The 21,957-nt window shown below is 68.2% G+C and carries 19 protein-coding genes; 16 read left to right on the top strand and 3 right to left on the bottom strand.

Features of this window, described 5'->3' with window-relative positions:
* Positions 1-896: 896 nt before the first annotated feature.
* From IG194_RS07845 to ubiT, 9 genes are all read left to right on the top strand, one after another.
* A protein-coding gene (locus IG194_RS07845) for an IS3 family transposase (protein ID WP_197674156.1) occupies positions 897-2,077 on the top strand; the annotation gives its coding sequence in 2 pieces (ribosomal slippage) (positions 897-1,152 and positions 1,152-2,077; 1,182 coding nt in all).
* A 219-nt stretch (positions 2,078-2,296) separates the two neighbouring features.
* A complete protein-coding gene (gene moaC, locus IG194_RS07840; RefSeq protein ID WP_009616092.1) occupies positions 2,297-2,773 on the top strand; it encodes a cyclic pyranopterin monophosphate synthase MoaC in 477 nt (158 codons plus the stop codon).
* Entirely contained in the window at positions 2,770-3,018 is a 249-nt protein-coding gene (locus IG194_RS07835) for a MoaD/ThiS family protein (RefSeq protein WP_009616093.1), read from the top strand. The genes moaC and IG194_RS07835 overlap by 4 nt, the downstream gene beginning before the upstream one ends.
* A gap of 4 nt (positions 3,019-3,022) precedes the next feature.
* Positions 3,023-3,475, top strand: coding sequence for a molybdopterin synthase catalytic subunit MoaE (gene moaE, locus IG194_RS07830; RefSeq protein ID WP_009616094.1), 453 nt, complete (start codon positions 3,023-3,025; stop codon positions 3,473-3,475).
* 83 nt (positions 3,476-3,558) lie between these two features.
* Positions 3,559-4,131 (top strand): molybdenum cofactor biosynthesis protein B, encoded by a 573-nt coding sequence (gene moaB, locus IG194_RS07825; protein WP_058487366.1) that lies wholly within the window; start codon positions 3,559-3,561, stop codon positions 4,129-4,131.
* Entirely contained in the window at positions 4,128-5,363 is a 1,236-nt protein-coding gene (glp, locus tag IG194_RS07820; protein WP_058487365.1) for a gephyrin-like molybdotransferase Glp, read from the top strand. Before moaB ends, glp begins: the two co-directional genes overlap by 4 nt.
* 60 nt (positions 5,364-5,423) lie before the next feature.
* A complete protein-coding gene (gene ubiU / locus IG194_RS07815) occupies positions 5,424-6,419 on the top strand; it encodes a ubiquinone anaerobic biosynthesis protein UbiU (RefSeq protein ID WP_043273102.1) in 996 nt (331 codons plus the stop codon).
* An 11-nt stretch (positions 6,420-6,430) separates the two neighbouring features.
* The gene (locus IG194_RS07810; RefSeq protein ID WP_058487364.1) at positions 6,431-7,321 is read left to right on the top strand and encodes a U32 family peptidase; all 891 of its coding nucleotides are present in this window, start codon (positions 6,431-6,433) and stop codon (positions 7,319-7,321) included.
* Positions 7,315-7,791 (top strand): ubiquinone anaerobic biosynthesis accessory factor UbiT, encoded by a 477-nt coding sequence (gene ubiT / locus IG194_RS07805; protein WP_058487363.1) that lies wholly within the window; start codon positions 7,315-7,317, stop codon positions 7,789-7,791. Before IG194_RS07810 ends, ubiT begins: the two co-directional genes overlap by 7 nt.
* Before the next feature lie 8 nt (positions 7,792-7,799).
* On the opposite strand, the gene IG194_RS07800 is transcribed toward ubiT, so the two are convergent.
* From IG194_RS07800 to IG194_RS07790, 3 genes are all read right to left on the bottom strand, one after another.
* A complete protein-coding gene (locus tag IG194_RS07800; RefSeq protein ID WP_009616100.1) occupies positions 7,800-8,168 on the bottom strand; it encodes a putative zinc-binding protein in 369 nt (122 codons plus the stop codon).
* A gap of 631 nt (positions 8,169-8,799) precedes the next feature.
* Positions 8,800-9,453, bottom strand: coding sequence for a two-component system response regulator NarL (gene narL, locus IG194_RS07795; RefSeq protein ID WP_009616101.1), 654 nt, complete (start codon positions 9,451-9,453; stop codon positions 8,800-8,802).
* Complete coding sequence (locus tag IG194_RS07790; protein ID WP_058487362.1) at positions 9,450-11,312, bottom strand: histidine kinase; 1,863 nt, start codon at positions 11,310-11,312, stop codon at positions 9,450-9,452. Before IG194_RS07790 ends, narL begins: the two co-directional genes overlap by 4 nt.
* Positions 11,313-11,485: 173 nt before the next feature.
* On the opposite strand from IG194_RS07790, the gene IG194_RS07785 reads away from it, so the two are divergent.
* From IG194_RS07785 to IG194_RS07755, 7 genes are all read left to right on the top strand, one after another.
* The gene (locus IG194_RS07785; protein ID WP_009616103.1) at positions 11,486-12,787 is read left to right on the top strand and encodes a nitrate/nitrite transporter; all 1,302 of its coding nucleotides are present in this window, start codon (positions 11,486-11,488) and stop codon (positions 12,785-12,787) included.
* Positions 12,788-12,799: 12 nt separating this feature from the next.
* Positions 12,800-14,206 (top strand): NarK family nitrate/nitrite MFS transporter, encoded by a 1,407-nt coding sequence (locus tag IG194_RS07780; protein ID WP_051879269.1) that lies wholly within the window; start codon positions 12,800-12,802, stop codon positions 14,204-14,206.
* Between the two features lie 63 nt (positions 14,207-14,269).
* Entirely contained in the window at positions 14,270-18,049 is a 3,780-nt protein-coding gene (locus IG194_RS07775) for a nitrate reductase subunit alpha (RefSeq protein WP_058487361.1), read from the top strand.
* Between the two features lie 11 nt (positions 18,050-18,060).
* Positions 18,061-19,596, top strand: a complete 1,536-nt coding sequence (gene narH / locus IG194_RS07770) for a nitrate reductase subunit beta (RefSeq protein ID WP_043273090.1) — start codon at positions 18,061-18,063, stop codon at positions 19,594-19,596.
* A gap of 17 nt (positions 19,597-19,613) precedes the next feature.
* Positions 19,614-20,345, top strand: coding sequence for a nitrate reductase molybdenum cofactor assembly chaperone (gene narJ / locus IG194_RS07765; RefSeq protein WP_141679736.1), 732 nt, complete (start codon positions 19,614-19,616; stop codon positions 20,343-20,345).
* A 2-nt stretch (positions 20,346-20,347) separates the two neighbouring features.
* Positions 20,348-21,034, top strand: a complete 687-nt coding sequence (gene narI, locus IG194_RS07760) for a respiratory nitrate reductase subunit gamma (RefSeq protein WP_058072768.1) — start codon at positions 20,348-20,350, stop codon at positions 21,032-21,034.
* Between the two features lie 65 nt (positions 21,035-21,099).
* Positions 21,100-21,918 (top strand): peptidylprolyl isomerase, encoded by an 819-nt coding sequence (locus IG194_RS07755; protein WP_043273088.1) that lies wholly within the window; start codon positions 21,100-21,102, stop codon positions 21,916-21,918.
* The last annotated feature ends 39 nt before the right edge of the window (positions 21,919-21,957 follow it).

Genomic DNA, 21,957 nt, shown 5'->3' with positions numbered 1-21,957 from the left:
CTCCCAGCCGGCACGGACGGCCCCCTCTCCCTTCAGGGAGAGGGCTGGGGAGAGGGTTACGGACTTCGCCGCTGCTCCAGCGCTCGGCCTGAACTCGCCCCCCCACCCTAACCCTCCCCCGCAAGCGGGAGAGGGGACCGTGTGGGTAGAACGGGCGGCCATGCAGTCAGCCGGCCCCACCGTAATTTCCGGCTAAAGCCGCTCTCCCAGCCGGCACGGACGGCCCCCTCTCCCTTCAGGGAGAGGGCTGGGGAGAGGGTTACGGACTTCGCCGCTGCTCCAGCGTTTGGCCTGGACTCCGCACCCCCTCCCTAACCCTCCCCCGCAAGCGGGAGAGGGGACCGTTGGGCAGAACGGGCGGCCACGCAGTCAGCCGGCCCCACCGTAATTTCCGGCTAAAGCCGCTCTCCCAGCCGGCACGGACGGCCCCCTCTCCCTTCAGGGAGAGGGCTGGGGAGAGGGTTACGGACTTCGCCGCTGCTCCAGCGTTTGGCCTGGACTCCGCACCCCCTCCCTAACCCTCCCCCGCAAGCGGGAGAGGGGACCGTTGGGCAGAACGGGGGGCCATGCAGTCAGCCGGCCCCACCGTAATTTCCGGCTAAAGCCGCTCTCCCAGCCGGCACGGACGGCCCCCTCTCCCTTCAGGGAGAGGGCTGGGGAGAGGGTTACGGACTTCGCCGCTGCTCCAGCGCTCGGCCTGAACTCCGCACCCCCTCCCTAACCCTCCCCCGCAAGCGGGAGAGGGGACCGTTGGGCAGAACGGGGGGCCATGCAGTCAGCCGGCAGCTCCTGTTCGCGAGCAAGCTCGCTCCTACAGGTTGAGGCCGAACTTTGTAGTGGTCTAATTTCCCCGGACACCTCGATAGGTGGAAAATGCATCTATCGAGGAGTTTTTCATGACCACCAAACGCAGGACATTCGACGACAGCTTCAAGCTGCAAGTCGTGAAGATGATCAAGGACCAGGGGCTGACCGCTCCGCAGGTCTGTCGCGATCTGAATATTGGTGAGACAGCCGTCCGGCGCTGGGTTCAGCAGTACGAGGCTGAGCAATTGGGTCAGCCCGGGATCGGTAAACCACTAACATCCGAACAGCAGCGAATCCGGCAGCTGGAGCAGGAAAACCGCCAGCTCAAGATGGATAACGATGTATTAAAAAAAGCCACCGCCTTCTTTGCCCGCGAGCTGAAGTAACGTATCGCCTGGTTCGGCAGCTGCAACAGAAGGCTTATTCGGTGGCGTATGTCTGTCGGCTGCTGGGGGTCAGCCGATCGGGGTTCTACGAGGCAAACAGGCGTGCCGACACGCCAGCATCGGTTTGCCCCGTGACCGTGCAGCTCAAAGCGTCGTTTGATGCGAGTGGCGGCTGCTATGGGAGCCGTCCGTTACGTAAAGCGTTGCGCGCCAAGGGTATGGAAATCGGCGTTTATAAAATTCGTCGCTTGATGCGTGCCAACGGCCTGCGTTCGGCTTGGAAGCGTAAGTTTGTGCACACGACCGATAGCAAGCACGACCTGCCAGTTGCCGACAATGTACTGAATCGTCAATTCGAGCCTGAGGCGGTAAACAAGGCCTGGGTAGCGGACATTACCTACATCCGGACCCGCAGCGGCTGGCTGTACCTGGCTGTGGTATTGGATTTGTTCTCACGCAAGATCGTGGGTTGGTCCATGGCCCCGAACATGCCTGCCGAGCTGGTGTGTAGTGCAATGCAGCTGGCAATTGCTCAGCGTCAACCGCCACCTGGCCTGATCGCCCACTCGGATCGCGGTAGCCAGTACGCCAGCGCAAGCTACAGAGCGTTGCTGGCGCGAAATGACATGCAGCAAAGCATGAGCCGTAAAGGTAACTGCTGGGACAACTCAGTGATGGAACGCTTTTTTCTGAGTTTGAAAATGGAGCGGGTATGGCGCCGCGACTACGCCAATCACGCAGAAGCGATACGTGACATCGTGGAATACATCGTTGGGTTTTACAACAACGAGCGGCTGCACTCGAAACTGGGATATCTGCCACCGACCGTTTACGAGCGGGCGATGGCGTCGAAACCACCTATCGAGGTGTCCGGAATTAGTTGACCACTACACTTTCCGTCCACGCCGAACGGCCCCCTCTCCCTCTGGGAGAGGGTTGGGGTGAGGGTGACGGACTCCGCCACCATTCCAGCGTCCGACCTGGACCCGCCCTACCTCTTTTTGTATACAATCCCCCCTCCTTTTTCACCTCTCGCCAGGCCCCCCACGGCCCGTCCAGGGCGTACACTGGTTGCCATCGCTCGTTCTACCCGGAGACCTTCCTTGCTGACCCATCTCGATTCCCAGGGCCGCGCCAACATGGTCGACGTCACCGACAAGGCGGTGACCTCCCGTGAAGCCGTGGCCGAAGCGCGGGTGCGCATGCGCCCGGAAACCCTGCGCCTGATCCAGGACGGCGGCCACCCCAAGGGCGACGTCTTCGCCGTGGCGCGCATCGCCGGCATCCAGGCGGCCAAGCGCACCCACGAGCTCATCCCGCTGTGCCACCCGCTGCTGCTCACCAGCGTCAAGGTCGAGCTGCAGGCCGACGGCGAGGACGCCGTGCGCATCGAGGCGCGCTGCAAGCTGGCCGGGCAGACCGGCGTGGAGATGGAAGCGCTGACCGCCGCCAGCGTCGCTGCGCTGACCATCTACGACATGTGCAAGGCCGTGGACAAGGGCATGACCATCGAGGGCGTGCGCCTGCTGGAGAAGCTCGGCGGCAAGAGCGGCCACTACCGTGCGGAGGAGGGCCGATGATCCGCGTGCAATACTTCGCCCGTTACCGCGAGGCCCTCGGCCTGGACGGCGAGCAGCTGGGCTGGAGCGAGGCCTTCGCCAGCGTCGACGGCCTGCGCGAGCACCTGCTGCAACGCGGCGGCGCCTGGCAGGTGCTGGCCGAGCAGAACCTGATGTGCGCGCGCAACCAGGAGTTGTGCGCCCTCGACGAGCCCCTCGCCGATGGCGACGAGGTGGCCTTCTTCCCCACCGTCACCGGAGGCTGAGGCCATGGCCGTGCGCGTCCAGGAAAGCCCCTTCGACCCCGGCGCCGAGGTCAACGCGCTGCATGCCGCCAACGTCGGCATCGGCGCGGTGGTCGGCTTCGTCGGCTACGTGCGTGACTTCAACGACGGCCGCGAGGTCGGCGGCATGTTCCTCGAACACTACCCGGGCATGACCGAGAGGGCCCTGGAGAAGATCGCCGGGCAGGCCCGGGAGCGCTGGCCGCTGCTGCGCCTGGAGATCCTCCACCGCATCGGCCGCCTGGAGCCGGGCGAGCCCATCGTCTTCGTCGGCACCGCCAGCGCCCACCGCCAGGCGGCGTTCGACGCCTGCAACTTCGTCATGGACTACCTCAAGACCCGCGCGCCCTTCTGGAAGAAGGAAGACACCGCCGAAGGCCCACGCTGGGTGGAAGGCCGCTGCAGCGACCAGGCCGCGGCGCAGCGCTGGGACAAATAGTCGCGCTACCTCTTCCGAGGAATGGGCAGGCCAGCCGCCGAGGCGCAGGCTGGCCGCAGTCTCATCCTTCCCCGGAGGCAGCCATGAGCCACCTGGCCACGCAGGACTTCCAGAGCCTGCAGATCGCCGTGCTGACCGTCAGCGACACCCGCACCCTGCAAACCGACGATTCCGGCCAGACCCTGGCCGACGCCCTGCGCGAGGCTGGCCACGTGCTGGCCGAGCGGCGCCTGGTGGTGGACGACATCCACCAGATCCGCGCGGTGGTCTGCGCCTGGATCGCCGACCCACGCATCCAGGTCGGGCTGGTCACCGGCGGCACCGGCTTCACCGCCCGCGACAACACCCCGCAGGCCGTCGAGCCGCTGCTGGAGCGGCGCGTCGAGGGCTTCGGCGAACTCTTCCGCCAGGTCTCCCTGGGCGAGATCGGCACCTCCAGCATCCAGTCGCGGGCCCTGGCCGGCGTCACCAACGGCACCCTGGTCTGCTGCCTGCCCGGCTCGCCCGGCGCCTGCCGCACCGCCTGGCGGGAAATCCTCGCCGCGCAGCTGGACAGCCGCACCCGGCCATGCAACTTCGTGCCGCACCTGAAGACCCCGCCCAGGCCCGAGGGCGGCTGCGGCGGCGGCGCCTGTGCCTGCGGCAGCCGGTCATGAGCGGCTGCGGCTGTGACGGCCACGGCCTGAAACCGGTGGACGAGGCCCTGGCCGAGCTGCTGGCGCGCGCCCCGGCGCCGCCAGCGGTGGAGTCCGTGGCCCTGGCCGATGCCCTCGGCCGGGTGCTGGCCAGCGACCTGGAAGCCCCCTGCGACCTGCCGCACTGGGACAACAGCGCGATGGACGGCTACGCCCTGCGCGCGGCCGACGTGCCGGCGGGCGGCGGCAGCCTGGCGCTGGCCGGCTGCATCGCCGCCGGCGAGGCGGGCGACCAGGCGTTGCCGGCGGGTTGCGCTGTACGCATCTTCACCGGCGCGCCCTTGCCGCCGGGGGCCGACAGTGTGGTGGCCCAGGAGGATTGCCGGGCCGAGGGCGACCGCGTGTGGTTGCCGGCGGTCACGCTGGGCAGCCATGTGCGCCGCCGTGGCGAGGAACTGCGCCAGGGCGCGCCGCTGTTGCGTGCCGGACTCCGCCTGCGGCCCCAGGAACTGGGCCTGCTGGCCGCCGTGGGCCAGGCCCGGGTGCCGGTGTACCGGCGCCTGCGCGTGTGCCTGCTGAGCAGCGGCGACGAGCTGCGCGAGCCCGGTCAGGCGCTGGCGCCGGGGCAGATCTACAACGCCAACCGCTTCAGCCTCGGCGCCCTGCTGCGCCAATGGGGCCTGGACGTACAGGAATACGAAGTGCTGGTCGACACCCTGGCCGCCAGCCGCGACGCCCTGGAACTGGCCGCCGCCGAATGCGACGTGCTGATCAGCAGTGGCGGCGTCTCGGTGGGCGAGCGCGACCATCTCAAGCAGGCGGTCGGCGCCCTCGGCGAACTGCACCTATGGCGCCTGGCGATGCAGCCGGGCAAGCCGCTGGCCTTCGGCAGCGTGGCCGGCAAGCCCTGGCTGGGCCTGCCGGGCAACCCGGCGGCGGCGCTGGTCACCGCCCTGGTGGCGGCGCGGCCCTTCCTGCGCCGCGCCCAGGGGCTGGCCGAGACCGCGCTGGCGCCGCTGAACCTGCCGGCGGCCTTCGCCTGGCCGCAGCCGAACAAGCGCCGCCAGTACCTGCGGGCGCGCCTGGCCACCGACGCCAGCGGCGTCAGCCGGGTGGAAATCCATCCGCAGCAGGGCTCGGCCATGCTGCTGGCCGCCAGCTGGGCCGACGGCCTGGCGGTGGTGGAGGCGGGGCGCACCCTCGCCGCCGGCGAGCCCGTGGCCTACCTGCCGTTCAGCGAACTGTACGGCTGACGTCAGCCCTGGCCGCTGGCCTCGCCGAGGCGCGGCGGCCGTTCCATGCAAGGGGGAAGCATGCAACTGGTATGTCCGGCGGGCAGCCTGCCCGCCCTCAAGTCGGCGCTGCGCGAAGGCGCCGACGCCATCTACGTGGGTTTCCGCGACGACACCAACGCCCGCCACTTCGCCGGGCTGAACCTCGACGACCGCCAGCTGCAGGAGGGCCTGGGGCTGATCCGCGCGGCCGGCCGGCAGCTCTACCTGGCGGTCAACACCTATCCCGGCGCCGCCGGCTGGCCGCGCTGGCAGCGGGCCGTGGACCACGCCGCCGAACTGGGCGTGGACGCGCTGATCGCCGCCGACTGCGCGGTGCTCGGCTACGCCGCGCGGCGCCACCCGGACCTGGCGCTGCACCTGTCGGTGCAGGGCTCGGCGACCAACGTCGCGGCGCTGGCCTTCTACCACGAGCGCTACGGCATCCGCCGCGCCGTGCTGCCGCGTGTGCTGTCGCTGGCCCAGGTGCGCCAGGTGGCGGCGAACAGCCCGGTGCCGGTGGAAGTCTTCGCCTTCGGCAGCCTGTGCATCATGGCCGAGGGGCGCTGCCACCTGTCCTCCTACGTCACCGGCGAGTCGCCGAACCTCTGCGGCGTCTGCTCGCCGGCCAAGGCGGTGCGCTGGAGCGAGGAGCCCGAAGGGCTGACCTCGCGCCTGAACGAAGTGCTGATCGACCGCTACGCGCCGGGCGAGCCGGCCGGCTACCCGACCCTCTGCAAGGGCCGCTTCGTGGTCGACGGCCAGCGCTTCCACGCCCTGGAGGAGCCCACCAGCCTCAACACCATCGACCTCATCCCGCAGCTGGCGCAGATCGGCGTGGCGGCGGTGAAGATCGAGGGCCGCCAGCGCAGCCCGGCCTACGTCGAGCAGGTCACCCGCGTCTGGCGCCAGGCGCTGGACAGCTGGCGCCGCGCGCCGGAGCGCTACCAGCCGCAGGCGCAGTGGCAGGCCGCGCTGGAGAAACTTTCCGAAGGCCACCAGACCACCCTGGGCGCCTACCATCGTTCCTGGCAGTGAGGGAAAGCCTGATGAAACTCAGCCTGGGGCCGGTGCTGTTCTACTGGGACCGCCGGACACTCCTGGACTTCTACGCGCAGATGGCCGAACAGCCGCTGGACGCCATCTACCTCGGCGAGACCGTGTGCTCCAAGCGCCGCGCCCTGTCGCTGGACGACTGGCTGGGCCTGGGCCGCGAGCTGGCGCAGCAGAGCGGGGCGGAAATCCTCCTCTCGGGGCTGGCGCTGATCGAGGCGGCCTCCGAGCTGTCGGCGCTGCGCCGGCTGTGCGGCAACGGCGAGCTGCGGGTGGAGACCAACGACATGGGCGCGGTGCAGATACTGCATGGCCTGGGCGTCGAATTCGTCGGCGGCCCGGCGCTGAACCTGTACAACGGCCATGCCCTGGCCGAACTGCACGGCTGCGGCCTGCGCCGCTGGGTGCCGCCGGTGGAATGCTCCGGCGAGCAGGTGCTGGCGGTGCTGGAGCAGGCCCGGGAGCTGGGCCTGGAGGACCTGGAAACCGAGGTGTTCGCCTACGGCCACCTGCCCCTGGCGTACTCCGCGCGCTGCTTCACCGCCCGCGCGGAGAACCGGCCCAAGGACGACTGCCAGTTCTGCTGCCAGAACTACCCGGAGGGGATGTCGATGCTCAGCCAGGAAGGCGCGCCGCTGTTCACCCTCAACGGTATCCAGACGATGTCCGGCGAGCCGGGCAACCTGCTGGCCGACTACGCCTCGCTGCGCGACTGCGGCGCCGACCTGCTGCGCCTGAGCCCGCGGGCGCAGGGCATGGTGGAAGTGGTCCAGGCCTTCGACCGGGTGCGCCGCGGCGCCGCGCCGCCGCTGGCGGTGGAAGGTTGCAACGGTTACTGGCATGGCCGCCCCGGCATGCTGCGCAGCGATGAGGTGAACCTGTGCTGAATCTCGAAACCGGCGCCCTGCGCGCCGCCGAACGCCTGTTGCCGCTGGCCGCGCGGGTGCCCGCGCCGCTGCAGCGGGCGGTGCTGCAACGCGCCGCCAACCGCCTGTTCGCCGCGCCCCTGGCGGCTGGGGACTTCGACCTGCTGGAGGGCCACTGGCTGCGCCTGGAGGTGAGCGACCTGGGCCTGGGCTGGAACCTCACCCGCGGCCGCAACGGCCTGCACCTGGCGGAAGGCCCGGTGCCCAGCGTGACCATCCGCGGCGGCTGGCGCGACTTCCTGCTGCTGGCCGGGCGCCAGGAGGACCCCGACACCCTGTTCTTCCGTCGCCGCCTGGTGATCGAGGGCGACACCGAACTGGGCCTGGCGCTGAAGAACCTGATCGACAGCCTCGACCCCGACAGCCTGCCGCCCTGGCTGTGGAGCGGCCTGCAGCGCGCCGCCCGCAGCGTGCAGGCGCAGCAGGCCTGAGGCGGCGCTCAGGCGCTGCTGAGCAGGAGGAACTGCAGTTCCTCGTAGAGCATCTCGAAATCGTCGAGCGAACTGCTTTCGCCGTAGCGCTTGCGCAGCCCGTAGTCGGTGAGGGTGAGCGCGTGCGCCGGGATCACCCCATGGCGCGCCAGGCAGCCGCGCACGCAGTGCAGGTGGCAGCCGTCCAGGGCGAGGATCGGCCGGCCGGAGCAGGCCTTCTTCACCAGCGGCGGCACGTCGCCGCCGACGCCGGCGATGCAGGACATCTCCGCCAGGCCGTCGCGGTCCAGGCGCAGGGCCAGGTCATTGGCCAGCTGGGCCAGGTTGGAACAGCCGGAACAGGAATACACGAGGGGCAACTGGGACTTCGGGTGCATGGCGACCTCCGCGCAGTGAGTGCGCAGTGTCCGGCGGCGGCCAGGCGCGGCGACATGACCTGCGTCAATTCGTGCTGACGGCTACTCCTGTGGAGGTATGAGGGTTTTACATGGAGCCCCGGATTGCGCCGGTATGTCCGGTTATCGCGGACAAGGTCCGCTCCTACGGAGGAGGAATACCGTACCTCCCGGTAACCTGTAGGAGCGGGCCCTGCCCGCGATTCGCGCGCAGGGCGCGCTCCTACAAGGGAGTGGCGTGGGTGGGGTGGCGTAGGCGGATCTTATCCGCGAATCGCGCCGGTGGTTCCGGCCATCGCGGACAAGGTCCTACGGTGCCAGGAAGCACGGCTTTTCGTAGGATGGCGTTGAGCGAAGCGATACCCATCACCACGGCAGCATGGGTATCGCAAGCTCAACCCATCCTACGAAGAGCACCTCGGCGCAAGACAGTTGCTCCTACGACCGTGCTTCCCGGGAGCGTAGGGCGTATAACCGTTCGCGGTTATACGCCAATTGTAGGAGCGGGCCCTGCCCGCGATTCGCGCGCAGGGCGCGCTCCTACAGAGGAATGGCGTAGACGGGGTTGCGTAGCGGATCTTATCCGCGAATCGCGCCGGTCCGGTCCTGGTTTTCAACCCAGGCGGTTCTCCACCGCCCATACCGCCGCTTCCACCCGCGAGCGCATGCCCAGTTTGTGCAGCACGCGCTTGACGTGGACTTTCACCGTGCCTTCGGTGATGTCCAGCTTGCGGGCGATCATCTTGTTGCTGAAGCCTTGGGCGAGCTGGCGGAGGATCTGCCGTTCGCGGTCGGTCAGGTCTTCCAGGCGCTTGGGGTGCTCGTCGCCGCGCAGGGCCTGGGCCAGCACCTGGGTCAGTTGCGGGCTGACGCTGAGCTGGCCGGTGGCGGCCTGGCGGATGTGCTCCAGTAGGCGCTCGGGCTCCATGTCCTTGAGCAGGTAGCCGTCGGCGCCGGCGCGCAGCACGCTGATCACGTCGCCGCGGTCGTCGGACACGGTGAACACCACGATGCGCGCGTCCACCCCGTTCTCGCGCAGCGCGCGCAGGGTTTCCAGGCCGTTCATGCCCTTCATGTTGAGGTCCAGCAGGATCATGTCCGGGTCCAGCTCGGCGGCCAGGCGCAGGGCTTCCTCGCCGCTGCCGGCCTCGCCGACCACGCTGAGATCGTCCTCGAACTCCAGCAGCTGGATCACCCCGCGGCGCATCATCGGGTGGTCGTCCACCAGCAGGATGCGGGCTCGATCGTCGGTGGGGCTGGCGGTCATGGGGTGGACTCCTCGCGCTGACGTTGGGACAGGGGGTGTGGCTGGAAGCTCAGGCTGACGCGGGTGCCGCGCGGCTCGCGCGGGGCGATGTGGAAGTCGGCGCCGAGGGTCTGGCTGCGTTCGCGCATGATACTAAGCCCATAGTGGCCGTTGCGGTTCTGCGTTGGGTCAAGGCCCACGCCATCGTCCTCGATGCTGACCAGCACCTGGCCGTCCTCGTCCTCGGCCAGCACCACCCGCGCGCAGTCGGCGTGGGCATGGCGGACCACGTTGGACAGCGCCTCGCGGACGATCTGCAGCAGGTGGATTTCGTCGTTGGGGTTGAGCGGGATGTGCGCCAGGCGGTTGTCCAGCTCGATGGTCAGTTCGCCGCGCTCGGCGAACTCGCGCACCGTATCCTCCAGCGCCACCGCCAGGCTGGAGCGCTCCAGGCTCAGGCGGAAGGTGGTGAGCAGCTCGCGCAGCTGGCGGTAGGCGCTGTTGAGGCCCTCGCGCAGCTCGTCCAGTGTCTCGTCGATCTTCTGCGCCGGCGCTTCGCGCTTGAGCAGGGTGCCCAGGCGGCTGACCTGGATCTTCAGGTACGACAGCGACTGCGCCAGCGAGTCGTGCAGCTCGCGGGCGATGGTGCTGCGCTCGGCGAACAGCGCCAGGCGGCTTTCCTGCTCCTGCTGCAGGGTCAGGGCGAAGGTGCGGGCGATGTTGTCGCAGAAGGCCGCGATGCATTGCGCCTGCCAATCTTCCAGGCGCCCGCTGGCTTCCACGAACAGCTCGCCGAAACGGTGTTCGCCGCTGGCCAGGGGGAACATCAGCAGTGGTTGCAGGCCACCGCCCTCGCCACAGCTGTCGGCCCGGGTGCGGCAGGTGCCGCAGTCGCCCTGCAGGCAGAAGTCGGCGATGGCGCCGCTGGGGGTCAGCGAGTTGTAGGCGCGCTCGACGCCGTCCTTGTTCAGGCAGAGGGTCACCTTGCCAGCTTGCAGCACCTGCTCCAGCTGGCCCAGCAGCGGCCGCAGGCTGCGCTCGTCGTAGGGGTCCTGGCCGAGGCGGCGGGCGCTGGCGTAGAGCAGTTCCAGGCGCTGGTGGCTGTGGGAGAGGGCACGGGTCTTGTCCGCCACCCGCGCTTCCAGCTCGCCGTAGATGCCCTGCAGCTCCTCGGCCATCTGGTTGAAGCGCTCGCCCAGCTGGCTCAGCTCGTCCTCGCCGCTGTAGCTGACGCGCGCCTCCAACTGGCCGCGGCCCAGGCGGCGGGCGGTCTGCGTCAGCTCGCGCAGCGGGCCGACCACGTGGTAGCTGAGGTCGTAGAGGCTGACGAACACCACCAGCAGGCTGAGGAACAGGCACAGGCCCTGCACCGTGCTGAGCATCTGCGAGCGCTGCTCGGCGTTGCGCTGCAGGGTGCCGACGAAGGCGTCGATGTGCCCGACCAGGGTGTCGAGGGTGGCCAGGGCCGGGGTCTGGGCGACGTCCAGGCTGGCCAGTTCCAGGCGCAGTAGCTGGTGCTGGTGGCGCAGCGGGTCGTCGGCGTCGGCGCGTTGCAGCAGGCGCGCGATCTCGCTGCTTTCCAGGCGTTCGCCGAGGGTCCGGCGCAGCGCCTGGCGGCCTTCCGCCGAGGGTTCCAGGGCCAGGCGGTAGCTGAGCATGCGCAGCGAGCCGGCCTGGTTGATCACCGCCGCGTCCTGGTGCGAGTAGTCGGCGAACAGCAGGGCGCTGAACATGCCGGCCAGGGCCAGGGACACCAGCAGGGTGAGGTAGCAGCCGAAGCGCAGGACGATGGAGCGGCGCAGGGTCTGGCGGCTGGCGGGGGCCATACCTCCAAAGAACCGCTCGGCCGCATCAGGCTCCGAACGAGTGCCTGTATTCATTGAAAAAACCTTTTAAATCAAAGTGTTGTGCATGCATTTCGACGATACCCATTTGTAGGTAGCGGCGCACATCTGCCCATGAAACGGCCCCGGGCTCATTGATCGCGGTCAACGGACGCCGAATGGGCTCTGCCTAACGTGCGGCCAACGGCATCGACGAATGAGTGTTGGCCATGGCATCGCATCGACAGAAACAGTACTCCGTGCTCGGCATGAGCACACTGGCGTTCGCCGTGAATTTCGCGGTCTGGACGATGTTCTCGATCATCGGTATCCGCATCAAGGCGGAACTGGGCCTGTCCGAGGCGCAGTTCGGCCTGCTGGTGGCGCTGCCGATCCTCACCGGTTCGCTGGTGCGCCTGCCCCTGGGGTTGATCACCGACCGCTTCGGCGGGCGCATCGTGTTCTTCATCCACATGCTGCTGGTGGCCATCCCCATCTACGGCCTGGCCTTCGCCACGCAGTACTGGCAGTACCTGGTGCTGGGCCTGTTCGTCGGCCTGGCCGGCGGCTCCTTCGCGGTGGGCATCGCCTACACCTCTGCCTGGTTCGAGAAGGAGCGCCAGGGCACCGCCATGGGCATCTTCGGCGCCGGTAACGCGGGCGCAGCCATCACCAACCTTGTGGCGCCGCTGATCGTGGTCGCCTTCGGCTGGCGCATGGTGCCGCAGGTGTACTCGGTGGCCATGCTGGTGACCGCGGCGCTGTTCTGGTTCTGCACCTGGAACGACCCGGCCCACGCCAAGGGCGGCGAGGCCGACGCCAGCCGCGCCCGGCCGACCCTGGCCAAGCAGCTGGCGCCGCTTGCCGAGCTGCGGGTGTGGCGCTTCGGCCTGTACTACTTCTTCGTCTTCGGCGGCTTCGTCGCCCTGGCCCTGTGGCTGCCCAAGTACTACATCGCCGAGTACGGCCTGGACCTGAAGACCGCGTCCTTCATCACCATGCTGTTCACCCTGCCGTCGGGCCTGATCCGCGCCCTGGGCGGCTGGTTCAGCGACAGCTACGGCGCCCGCGCGGTGAACTGGGGCGTGTTCTGGGTATGCCTGGTGTGCCTGTTCTTCCTGTCCTACCCGCAGACCACCATGACCATCCACGGCATCCAGGGCGACCTCAGCCTGGGCGTGGGCCTGAACGTCTGGCTGTTCACCTTCCTGGTGTTCGTGGTCGGCATCGCCCAGGGCTTCGGCAAGGCCAGCGTGTACCGCATCATCCACGACTACTACCCGCAGAACATGGGCACCGTCGGCGGCATGGTCGGCGTCATCGGCGGCCTCGGCGGCTTCTGCCTGCCCATCCTGTTCGGCTACGCCGCCGACCACATCGGCGTGCGTTCCTCCTGCTTCATGCTGCTGTTCGGCCTGACCATCGTCTGCATGGTCTGGATGCACTACGCGATCAAGCAGCAGCGCCGCCTCGACGGCCGGGCCCAGACGGCCGACGTCGACCTTTCCCCTCTGACTTCCAGCCAATCCTGACGGAGTGCCGACATGGGCATGATCGCCAATTCCCAACTCAAAGCCGCGCGGGGGCCCCTGCTGGTCGACTGGCGCCCCGAGGACTCGCAGTTCTGGGCGCAGTCCGGCAAGCGCATCGCCACGCGCAACCTGTGGATCTCCATCCCGGCTCTGCTGCTGGCCTTCTCCGTGTGGATGATCTGGAGCACCGTCACCGTGCGCCTGAACGCCGTGGGCTTCGCCTTCAGCAACGACCAGCTGTTCATGCTGGCCGCGCTGCCGTCGATCTCCGGCGCCACCCTGCGGGTGTTCTACTCCTTCATGGTGCCGGTGTTCGGCGGTCGCCGCTGGACCGCGCTGTCCACCGCCTCGCTGCTGATCCCGTGCATCTGGCTGGGCTTCGCCGTGCAGGATCCGCAGACGCCCTACTGGGTGTTCGCCACCATCGCCCTGCTGTGCGGCTTCGGCGGCGGCAACTTCGCCTCCAGCATGTCCAACATCAGCTTCTTCTATCCCAAGAGCCAGCAGGGCACGGCCCTGGGCCTGAACGCCGGGCTGGGCAACCTGGGCGTCTCGGTGATGCAGTTCGCCGTGCCCCTGGCGGTGGCCGGCGGCCTGTTCGGCAGCTTCGGCGGCGAGCCGCAGCAGCTTTCCGACGGCGGCCGCCTGTGGCTGCAGAACGCCGGCTGGATCTGGGTGCCGTTCATCGCCGTGGTGGCCGTCGCCGCCTGGTTCGGGATGAACGACATCGCCGACGCCAAGGCCTCGTTCAGCGAGCAGTCGGTGATCTTCAAGCGCAAGCACAACTGGCTGATGTGCTGGCTGTACGTGGCCACCTTCGGCAGCTTCATCGGCTTCTCGGCCGGCTTCGCCATGCTCAGCAAGACGCAGTTCCCGGACATCAACCCGCTGCAGTACGCCTTCCTCGGCCCGCTGGTGGGCGCCCTGAGCCGGCCCCTGGGCGGCTGGCTGGCGGACAAGTTCGGCGGCGCGCGCATCACCCTGTGGAACTACGCGGCGATGATCGCCGGGGTGTTCGCGGTGATCGCCTTCCTTCCCGGCGACGGTGGCGCGGGCAGCTTCTTCGGCTTCCTCGGCGCCTTCATCGGCCTGTTCTTCTTCGCCGGCATCGGCAACGGCTCCACCTTCCGCATGATCCCGGTGATCTTCCGCAACGAGTGGGCCGCGCGCTTCAAGCGCGGCGGCTACAGCGAGGCCGAGGCGGCCCGGAACGCCAGCATGGAGTCGGCCGCGGTGATCGGCTTCTCCGCCGCCATCGGCGCCTTCGGCGGCTTCTTCATCCCCAAGGCCTTCGGCACTTCGCTGCACATGACCGGCAGCGCCGAGGGCGCCCTCTACGTGTTCGTCGCCTACTACCTCAGCTGCATAGTCGCGACCTGGTGGTGGTATGCGCGCAAGGGTGCGGAAAGCCCCTGCTGAGCCCCGTTTCGCGAGCCTGATTAGCGTTTGAACGCCCGGCGTAGACCGGGTTAGGAGATACAGATGAGTTACCTGCTCGACCGCCTGCAGTTCTTCAAGAAGAAACAGGGCGAATTCGCCGACGGCCATGGCGAGGTCTCCAACGAGAGCCGCGCCTGGGAGAACGGCTACCGCCAGCGCTGGCAGCACGACAAGATCGTGCGCTCCACCCACGGGGTGAACTGCACCGGTTCCTGCTCCTGGAAGATCTACGTGAAGAACGGTCTGATCACCTGGGAGACCCAGCAGACCGACTACCCGCGCACCCGCCCGGACCTGCCCAACCACGAGCCGCGCGGCTGCCCGCGCGGGGCCAGCTACTCCTGGTACATCTACAGCGCCAACCGCCTGAAGTACCCCAAGGTGCGCAAGCCGCTGCTCAAGCTGTGGCGCGAGGCGCGCGCCGCGCACAAGGACGCGGTGGACGCCTGGGCGAGCATCGTCGAGGACGCCGCCAAGGCGAAAAGCTACAAGAGCGAGCGCGGCCTGGGCGGCTTCGTGCGCTCCAGCTGGGACGAGGTCACCGAGATCATCGCCGCGGCCAACGTCTACACCGTGAAGACCTACGGCCCCGACCGCGTCATCGGCTTCTCGCCGATCCCGGCCATGTCCATGGTCAGCTACGCCGCCGGCGCCCGCTACCTGTCGCTGATCGGCGGGGTATGCCTGAGCTTCTACGACTGGTACTGCGACCTGCCGCCGGCCAGCCCGCAGATCTGGGGCGAGCAGACCGACGTGCCGGAGTCGGCCGACTGGTACAACTCCAGCTACATCATCGCCTGGGGCTCCAACGTGCCGCAGACGCGCACCCCCGACGCGCACTTCTTCACCGAGGTGCGCTACAAGGGCACCAAGACCGTGTCCGTGACCCCGGACTACTCCGAGGTGGCCAAGCTCACCGACCTCTGGCTCAACCCCAAGCAGGGCACCGACGCCGCGCTGGGCATGGCCTTCGGTCACGTCATCCTCAAGGAATTCCACCTCGACAAGCCGCGCGCCTACTTCGTCGACTACTGCCGGCAGTACACCGACATGCCCATGCTGGTGCTGCTGGAGCCGCACGGCGAGGGCGCCTTCAAGCCGACCCGCTACCTGCGCGCCGCCGACCTCGACGGCCAGCTGGGCCAGGACAACAACCCCGAGTGGAAGACCATCGCCTTCGATGAAACCAGCGGCGAGCTGGTCTCGCCCACCGGCGCCATCGGCTACCGGTGGGGCGAGTCGGGCAAGTGGAACATCGAGGAGAAGGAAGGCGGCCAGGGCCGCGAGACGCGCCTGAGCCTGAGCCTGATCGACGGCCCGGAACAGGCCTGCGAGGTGGGCTTCCCGTACTTCGCCGGCCAGCTGCACCCGCACTTCAAGGGCGTGGACAACGACGAGGTGCTGCTGCGCCGCGTGCCCTTCCGCGACATCCAGGGCGCCGACGGCAAGACCCTGCGCGTGGCCACCGTCTACGACCTGCAGATGGCCAACTACAGCGTCGACCGCGGCCTGGGCGGCGCCAACGTGGCCAACGGCTTCGACGACGCCGACACCCCCTACACCCCGGCCTGGCAGGAGCGCATCACCGGTGTGCCGGCCGCCCGCGCCATCCAGGTGGCCCGCGAGTTCGCCGACAGCGCCGACAAGACCCACGGCAAGGCCATGGTCATCATCGGCGCGGCGATGAACCACTGGTACCACATGGACATGAACTACCGCGCGGTCATCAACATGCTGATGATGTGCGGCTGCATCGGCCAGAGCGGCGGCGGCTGGGCCCACTACGTCGGCCAGGAGAAGCTGCGCCCGCAGACCGGCTGGGTACCGCTGGCCTTCGGCACCGACTGGAGCCGTCCGCCGCGGCAGATGAACGGCACCAGCTTCTTCTACCTGCACAGCTCGCAGTGGCGCCATGAAAAGCTGTCGATGCACGAAGTGCTCTCGCCCCTGGCCGACAGCAAGCAGTTCCCCGAGCACGCGGTGGACTACAACATCCGCGCCGAGCGCATGGGCTGGCTGCCCTCCGCGCCGCAGCTGGACCGCAACCCGCTGCGCATCGCCGCCGACGCCGAGCGCGCCGGGCTGCCGGTGCAGGACTACGTGGTGCGAGAGCTCAAGGCCGGCAACCTGCGCTTCGCCAGCGAGAAGCCGGACGACGCGCAGAACTTCCCGCGCAACATGTTCATCTGGCGCTCCAACCTGCTGGGCAGCTCGGGCAAGGGCCACGAGTACATGCTCAAGTACCTGCTGGGCGCCAAGAACGGCGTGATGAACGAGGACCTCGGCAAGGCCGGCGGCCCGCGTCCCACCGAGGTGGACTGGGTGGAGCAGGGCGCCGAAGGCAAGGTCGACCTGGTCACCACCCTGGACTTCCGCATGTCCTCCACCTGCATGTACTCGGACATCGTCCTGCCGACGGCCACCTGGTACGAGAAGGACGACCTCAACACCTCCGACATGCACCCCTTCATCCACCCGCTGTCGGCCGCCATCGACCCGGCCTGGGAGGCCAAGAGCGACTGGGAGATCTACAAGGCCATCGCGAAGAAGTTCTCCGAGGTCGCCGTCGGCCACCTGGGTGTGGAGCAGGACCTGGTCACCGTGCCGCTGCTGCACGACACCGCCAACGAACTGGCCCAGCCCTTCGGCGGCAGTGACTGGAAGAAAGGCGAGTGCGAAGCGCTGCCGGGCAAAACCATGCCCACCCTGCATGTGGTCGAGCGCGACTACCCGAACACCTACAAGAAGTTCACCTCCCTCGGCCCGCTGCTGGACAAGCTGGGCAACGGCGGCAAGGGCATCGGCTGGAACACCGAGAAGGAAGTGAAACTGGTGGGCGATCTCAACCACCGCGTGCTGGAGCCGGGCGTCAGCCAGGGTCGGCCGCGCATCGAGAGCGCCATCGACGCCGCCGAGGTGATCCTCGCCCTGGCCCCGGAAACCAACGGCCAGGTGGCGGTCAAGGCGTGGAACGCGCTGGCCAAGATCACCGGGCGCGAGCACGAGCACCTGGCGCTGCCCAAGGAAGAGGAGAAGATCCGCTTCCGCGACATCCAGGCGCAGCCGCGCAAGATCATCTCCAGCCCCACCTGGTCGGGCCTGGAAGACGAGCACGTGAGCTACAACGCCTGCTACACCAACGTCCACGAGCTGATCCCGTGGCGCACCATCACCGGCCGCCAGCAGTTCTACCAGGACCACCCGTGGATGCAGGCCTTCGGCGAAGGCTTCGTCAGCTACCGGCCGCCGGTCAACACCCGCAGCACCGACAAGCTGTTCAACAAGAAGCCCAACGGCAACCCGGAGATCACCCTGAACTGGATCACCCCGCACCAGAAATGGGGCATCCACTCCACCTACAGCGACAACCTGCTGATGCTCACCCTGTCGCGCGGCGGGCCGATCATCTGGCTCAGCGAGCATGACGCCAAGCGCGCCGGCATCGAGGACAACGACTGGGTCGAAGTCTTCAACGCCAACGGCGCCGCCACCTGCCGCGCGGTGGTCAGCCAGCGGGTGAAGGACGGCATGGTGCTGATGTACCACGCCCAGGAACGCATCGTGAACGTGCCCGGCAGCGAGACCACCAAGACCCGCGGCGGCCACCACAACTCGGTGACCCGCGTGGTGCTCAAGCCCACCCACATGATCGGCGGCTACGCCCAGCAGGCCTGGGGCTTCAACTACTACGGCACCGTGGGCTGCAACCGCGACGAGTTCGTGGTGGTGCGCAAGATGAACAAGGTCGACTGGCTCGACGAGCCGGAACATGGCGGCCTGGGCGGCGACGCCCTGCCGCAGCCGCTGCCCCGGGACATTTGAGGAGAGACGCCATGAAAATTCGTTCGCAAGTCGGCATGGTGCTGAACCTCGACAAATGCATCGGCTGCCACACCTGCTCCATCACCTGCAAGAACGTCTGGACCAGCCGCGAAGGCATGGAATACGCCTGGTTCAACAACGTCGAGACCAAGCCCGGCATCGGCTACCCGAAGGAGTGGGAGAACCAGCAGAAGTGGAAGGGCGGCTGGGTGCGCAACGCCGACGGCTCCATCGTCCCGCGCATCGGCGGCAAGTTCCGGGTGCTGGCGAACATCTTCGCCAACCCCGACCTGCCGGAGATCGACGACTACTACGAACCCTTCGACTTCGACTACCAGCACCTGCACACCGCGCCCAAGGCGCAGCACCAGCCGGTGGCGCGGCCGCGCTCGCTGATCAGCGGGCAGCGCATGCAGAAGATCGAATGGGGCCCGAACTGGGAGGAAATCCTCGGCACCGAGTTCGCCAAGCGGCGCAAGGACAAGAACTTCGACCAGGTCCAGGCGGACATCTACGGCGAGTACGAGAACACCTTCATGATGTACCTGCCGCGCCTGTGCGAGCACTGCCTGAACCCGGCGTGCGTGGCGTCCTGCCCGAGCGGGGCGATCTACAAGCGCGAGGAGGACGGCATCGTCCTCATCGACCAGGACAAGTGCCGCGGCTGGCGCATGTGCATCAGCGGCTGCCCGTACAAGAAAATCTACTTCAACTGGAAGAGCGGCAAGTCCGAGAAGTGCATCTTCTGCTACCCGCGCATCGAGGCCGGCCAGCCCACCGTGTGCTCGGAAACCTGCGTGGGGCGCATCCGCTACCTCGGCGTGCTGCTCTACGACGCCGACCGCATCCATGAAGTGGCCAGCTGCGCCGACGAGCGCGAGCTGTACCAGAAGCAGCTGGAAATCTTCCTCGACCCCTTCGACCCGAAAGTGATCGAACAGGCGCGCAAGGACGGCGTGCCGGACAGCGTCATCGAGTCGGCGCAGAAGTCGCCGGTGTACAAGCTGGCCATGGACTGGCAGCTGGCCCTGCCGCTGCACCCGGAATACCGCACGCTGCCGATGGTCTGGTACGTGCCGCCGCTGTCGCCGATCCAGAACGCCGCCGCCGAGGGCCACATCGGCAGCGACGGGGTGATCCCGGACGTCGAATCGCTGCGCATCCCCGTGCAGTACCTGGCCAACCTGCTCACCGCCGGCGACACCGCGCCGGTGCTGCGCGCCCTCAAGCGCCTGCTGGCGATGCGCGCCTACAAGCGCGCCGAGCAGGTGGAAGGCAAGCAGGACCTGGACGTGCTGGCCAAGGTCGGGCTGTCGGTGCAACAGGTGGAAGAGATGTACCGCTACCTGGCCATCGCCAACTACGAGGACCGCTTCGTCATCCCCACCGCGCACCGCGAGGAGGCGCTTTCCGACGCCTTCGCCGAGCGCTCGGGCTGCGGCTTCAGCTTCGGCAGCGGTTGCTCGGGCAACTCCGGCGTGAACCTGTTCGGCGGCAAGCCGGTGGACCGCCGCAACGTCATCCAGACCGTGCAGATCCAGGAGTGAAGGCCATGACTATCTCCCTGGAAAGCCATAGCCAACTGCTCAAGCTCTGCGCGCTGCTGCTGGACTACCCGCGCCCGGAAGTGCGCGAGGAAAGCCTGGCGCTGCACGCGCTGATCCGCACCAGCGACCTGCCCGAGGCGCAGCGCGACGGCCTCGCCGCGCTGCTCAACGAACTCTGCCAGGGCGACCTGCTGGACGTGCAGGCGCGCTACGACGGCCTGTTCGAACGCGGCCGCTCGGTCTCGCTGCTGCTCTTCGAGCACGTCCACGGCGAGAGCCGCGACCGCGGCCAGGCCATGGTCGACCTGCTGCACCGCTACAACGCCGCGGGCCTGGCCATCCACGTCAACGAGCTGCCGGACTACCTGCCGCTGTACCTGGAGTTCCTCGCCCTGCAGGACGCCGAGGGCGCGCGCGTCGGCCTGGCCGAGGTGGCGCACATCCTCGCCCTGCTGGCGACGCGCCTGGACGAGCGCGGCAGCGCCTACGCGGCGGTGTTCCACGGCCTGCTGGAACTCTCCGGCGAGCGCCCGGACCTGGCCGGGCTGCACCGCGACTGCGAGCAGGAGGCTCGCGACGACAGCCTGGAGGCGCTGGACAAGGCCTGGGAGGAAACCCAGGTGAGCTTCGGCGAACCCGCCGCCGGCTGCCCGTCGAACCCGCGGCAGCCCTCCAGCGCCCTCGAACAACCCCTGCAATGGGTCGCCCAGCCGGTGCCGCCGCGCCGGGTGGCCAGCCAAGGAGCCTGATCATGTCGTTCAATACCCTGCTGTTCGGGGTCTACCCCTACGTCGCCCTGTTCATCTGCCTGGTGGGCAGCTGGGCGCGCTTCGACCTGTCGCAATACACCTGGAAGGCCGGCTCCAGCCAGATGCTGAGCAAGAAGGGCATGCGCGTGTACAGCAACCTGTTCCACGTGGGCGTGCTGTTCATCCTCGCCGGCCACTTCGTCGGCCTGCTGACGCCGCACGCGGTCTACGAGCACCTGATCAGCACCGAGCACAAGCAATTGCTGGCCATGGTCTCCGGCGGCTTCTTCGGCGTGCTCTGCTTCATCGGCCTGACCGGGCTGATCCTGCGCCGCCTGACCGACGCCCGGGTGCGCGCCACCGGCAACGCCTCGGACCTGATGATCCTGCTGGTGCTCTACGCCCAACTGATCCTCGGCCTGTCCACCATCGTCGCCTCCACCCACCACCTGGACGGCTCGGTGATGGTCATGCTGGCCGACTGGGCACAGTCGGTGGTCACCCTGCAGCCGCTGGCCGCGGCCGAGGCCATCGCCCCGGTGTCGCTGGTCTACAAGCTGCACGTGACGCTCGGCCTGACGCTGTTCGTACTCTTCCCCTTCACCCGCCTGGTGCACATCGTCAGCGCCCCGGTGTGGTACCTGGGCCGCCGCTACCAGGTGGTCCGCCAGAAGAGCCGCGCGGCCTGATCCATCGCGCCAACCCACTGGGCGGATAACCGTTCGCGGTTATCCGCCGCCCGAAGGTGAACCCCATGAGCTGCTCCCACTACGAAAACCGCGTCGAACACGTCGAGCTGCCGAAGCTGGCGGTCAACGGCATCGCCATCGACGCCGACGAACTGGCCCGCGAACTCCAGTACCACCCGGCCACCAGCCACGCCGAGGCGCTGCACGCCGCCTGCCGCGCGCTGGTGGTGCGCCAGCTGCTGCTGCAGCGCGCCGACGCGCTGGGCATCAGCGCCGAGGCGGAGGAGGGCGAGGCGCCCGAGGAAGCCCGCATCCGCGCCCTGGTCGACCGTGACGTCGGCACACCCGAGGCTGACGAAGCCAGCTGCCGGCAATGGTACGAGGCCAACCCTGGCCGCCTGACCAGCCCCTGGCGCATGAGCCTGCGGCACATCCTGCTGGCCTGCGCCCCGGACGACCTGGAAGGCCGCGCCAAGGCCCGCGAACAGGCCCTGGCCCTGCTGGAAGAGCTGCGCCAACACCCCGAGCGCTTCACCGAAAAGGCCATGCGCTTCTCCGCCTGCCCGTCGAAGGACGAAGGCGGCGACCTGGGCTGGATCGAGCCGGGCCAGACCGTGCCCGAATTCGAGAAACGCCTGCTGCGGGAAACCCCCGGCCTGCTGGCCCAGCCCCTGGAAAGCCGCTACGGCCTGCACGTGGTCGAACTGCTGGCGCGCGAAGGCGGCGAACCGTTGCCCTTCGCCGAAGCCCGCCCGCGCATCGCCGCCTACCTGCGCGCCCAGGTGCTGCAGCGCGCGGTCAGCCAGTACATCGCCGTGCTGGCCGGCGAGGCGCACATCGAAGGCTTCGCCTTCGACGCCGCGGACTCGCCGCTGGTGCAGTGAGCGCCGCACGGCAGAGGACAGCCCCCTCTCCCTTCAGGG

The sequence above is a fragment of the Pseudomonas sp. ADPe genome (assembly GCF_014843515.1).
Classification (GTDB): domain Bacteria; phylum Pseudomonadota; class Gammaproteobacteria; order Pseudomonadales; family Pseudomonadaceae; genus Pseudomonas; species Pseudomonas citronellolis.
The sequence above is the reverse complement of the archived record's forward strand: the minus strand, read 5'-3'. Positions and strand labels throughout refer to the sequence as shown.

Bases quoted from the DNA above. Each gene is read 5' to 3' on its own strand.
- IG194_RS07785 (WP_009616103.1), top strand. From the start codon at position 11,486: ATGGCATCGCATCGACAGAAACAGTACTCCGTGCTCGGCATGAGCACA.
- IG194_RS07755 (WP_043273088.1), top strand. From the start codon at position 21,100: ATGAGCTGCTCCCACTACGAAAACCGCGTCGAACACGTCGAGCTGCCG.
- IG194_RS07790 (WP_058487362.1), bottom strand. From the start codon at position 11,312: ATGAATACAGGCACTCGTTCGGAGCCTGATGCGGCCGAGCGGTTCTTT.
- narI (WP_058072768.1), top strand. From the start codon at position 20,348: ATGTCGTTCAATACCCTGCTGTTCGGGGTCTACCCCTACGTCGCCCTG.
- moaE (WP_009616094.1), top strand. From the start codon at position 3,023: ATGGCCGTGCGCGTCCAGGAAAGCCCCTTCGACCCCGGCGCCGAGGTC.
- narH (WP_043273090.1), top strand. From the start codon at position 18,061: ATGAAAATTCGTTCGCAAGTCGGCATGGTGCTGAACCTCGACAAATGC.
- IG194_RS07780 (WP_051879269.1), top strand. From the start codon at position 12,800: ATGGGCATGATCGCCAATTCCCAACTCAAAGCCGCGCGGGGGCCCCTG.
- narL (WP_009616101.1), bottom strand. From the start codon at position 9,453: ATGACCGCCAGCCCCACCGACGATCGAGCCCGCATCCTGCTGGTGGAC.
- IG194_RS07800 (WP_009616100.1), bottom strand. From the start codon at position 8,168: ATGCACCCGAAGTCCCAGTTGCCCCTCGTGTATTCCTGTTCCGGCTGT.
- IG194_RS07835 (WP_009616093.1), top strand. From the start codon at position 2,770: ATGATCCGCGTGCAATACTTCGCCCGTTACCGCGAGGCCCTCGGCCTG.
- glp (WP_058487365.1), top strand. From the start codon at position 4,128: ATGAGCGGCTGCGGCTGTGACGGCCACGGCCTGAAACCGGTGGACGAG.
- IG194_RS07810 (WP_058487364.1), top strand. From the start codon at position 6,431: ATGAAACTCAGCCTGGGGCCGGTGCTGTTCTACTGGGACCGCCGGACA.
- ubiU (WP_043273102.1), top strand. From the start codon at position 5,424: ATGCAACTGGTATGTCCGGCGGGCAGCCTGCCCGCCCTCAAGTCGGCG.
- moaB (WP_058487366.1), top strand. From the start codon at position 3,559: ATGAGCCACCTGGCCACGCAGGACTTCCAGAGCCTGCAGATCGCCGTG.
- IG194_RS07775 (WP_058487361.1), top strand. From the start codon at position 14,270: ATGAGTTACCTGCTCGACCGCCTGCAGTTCTTCAAGAAGAAACAGGGC.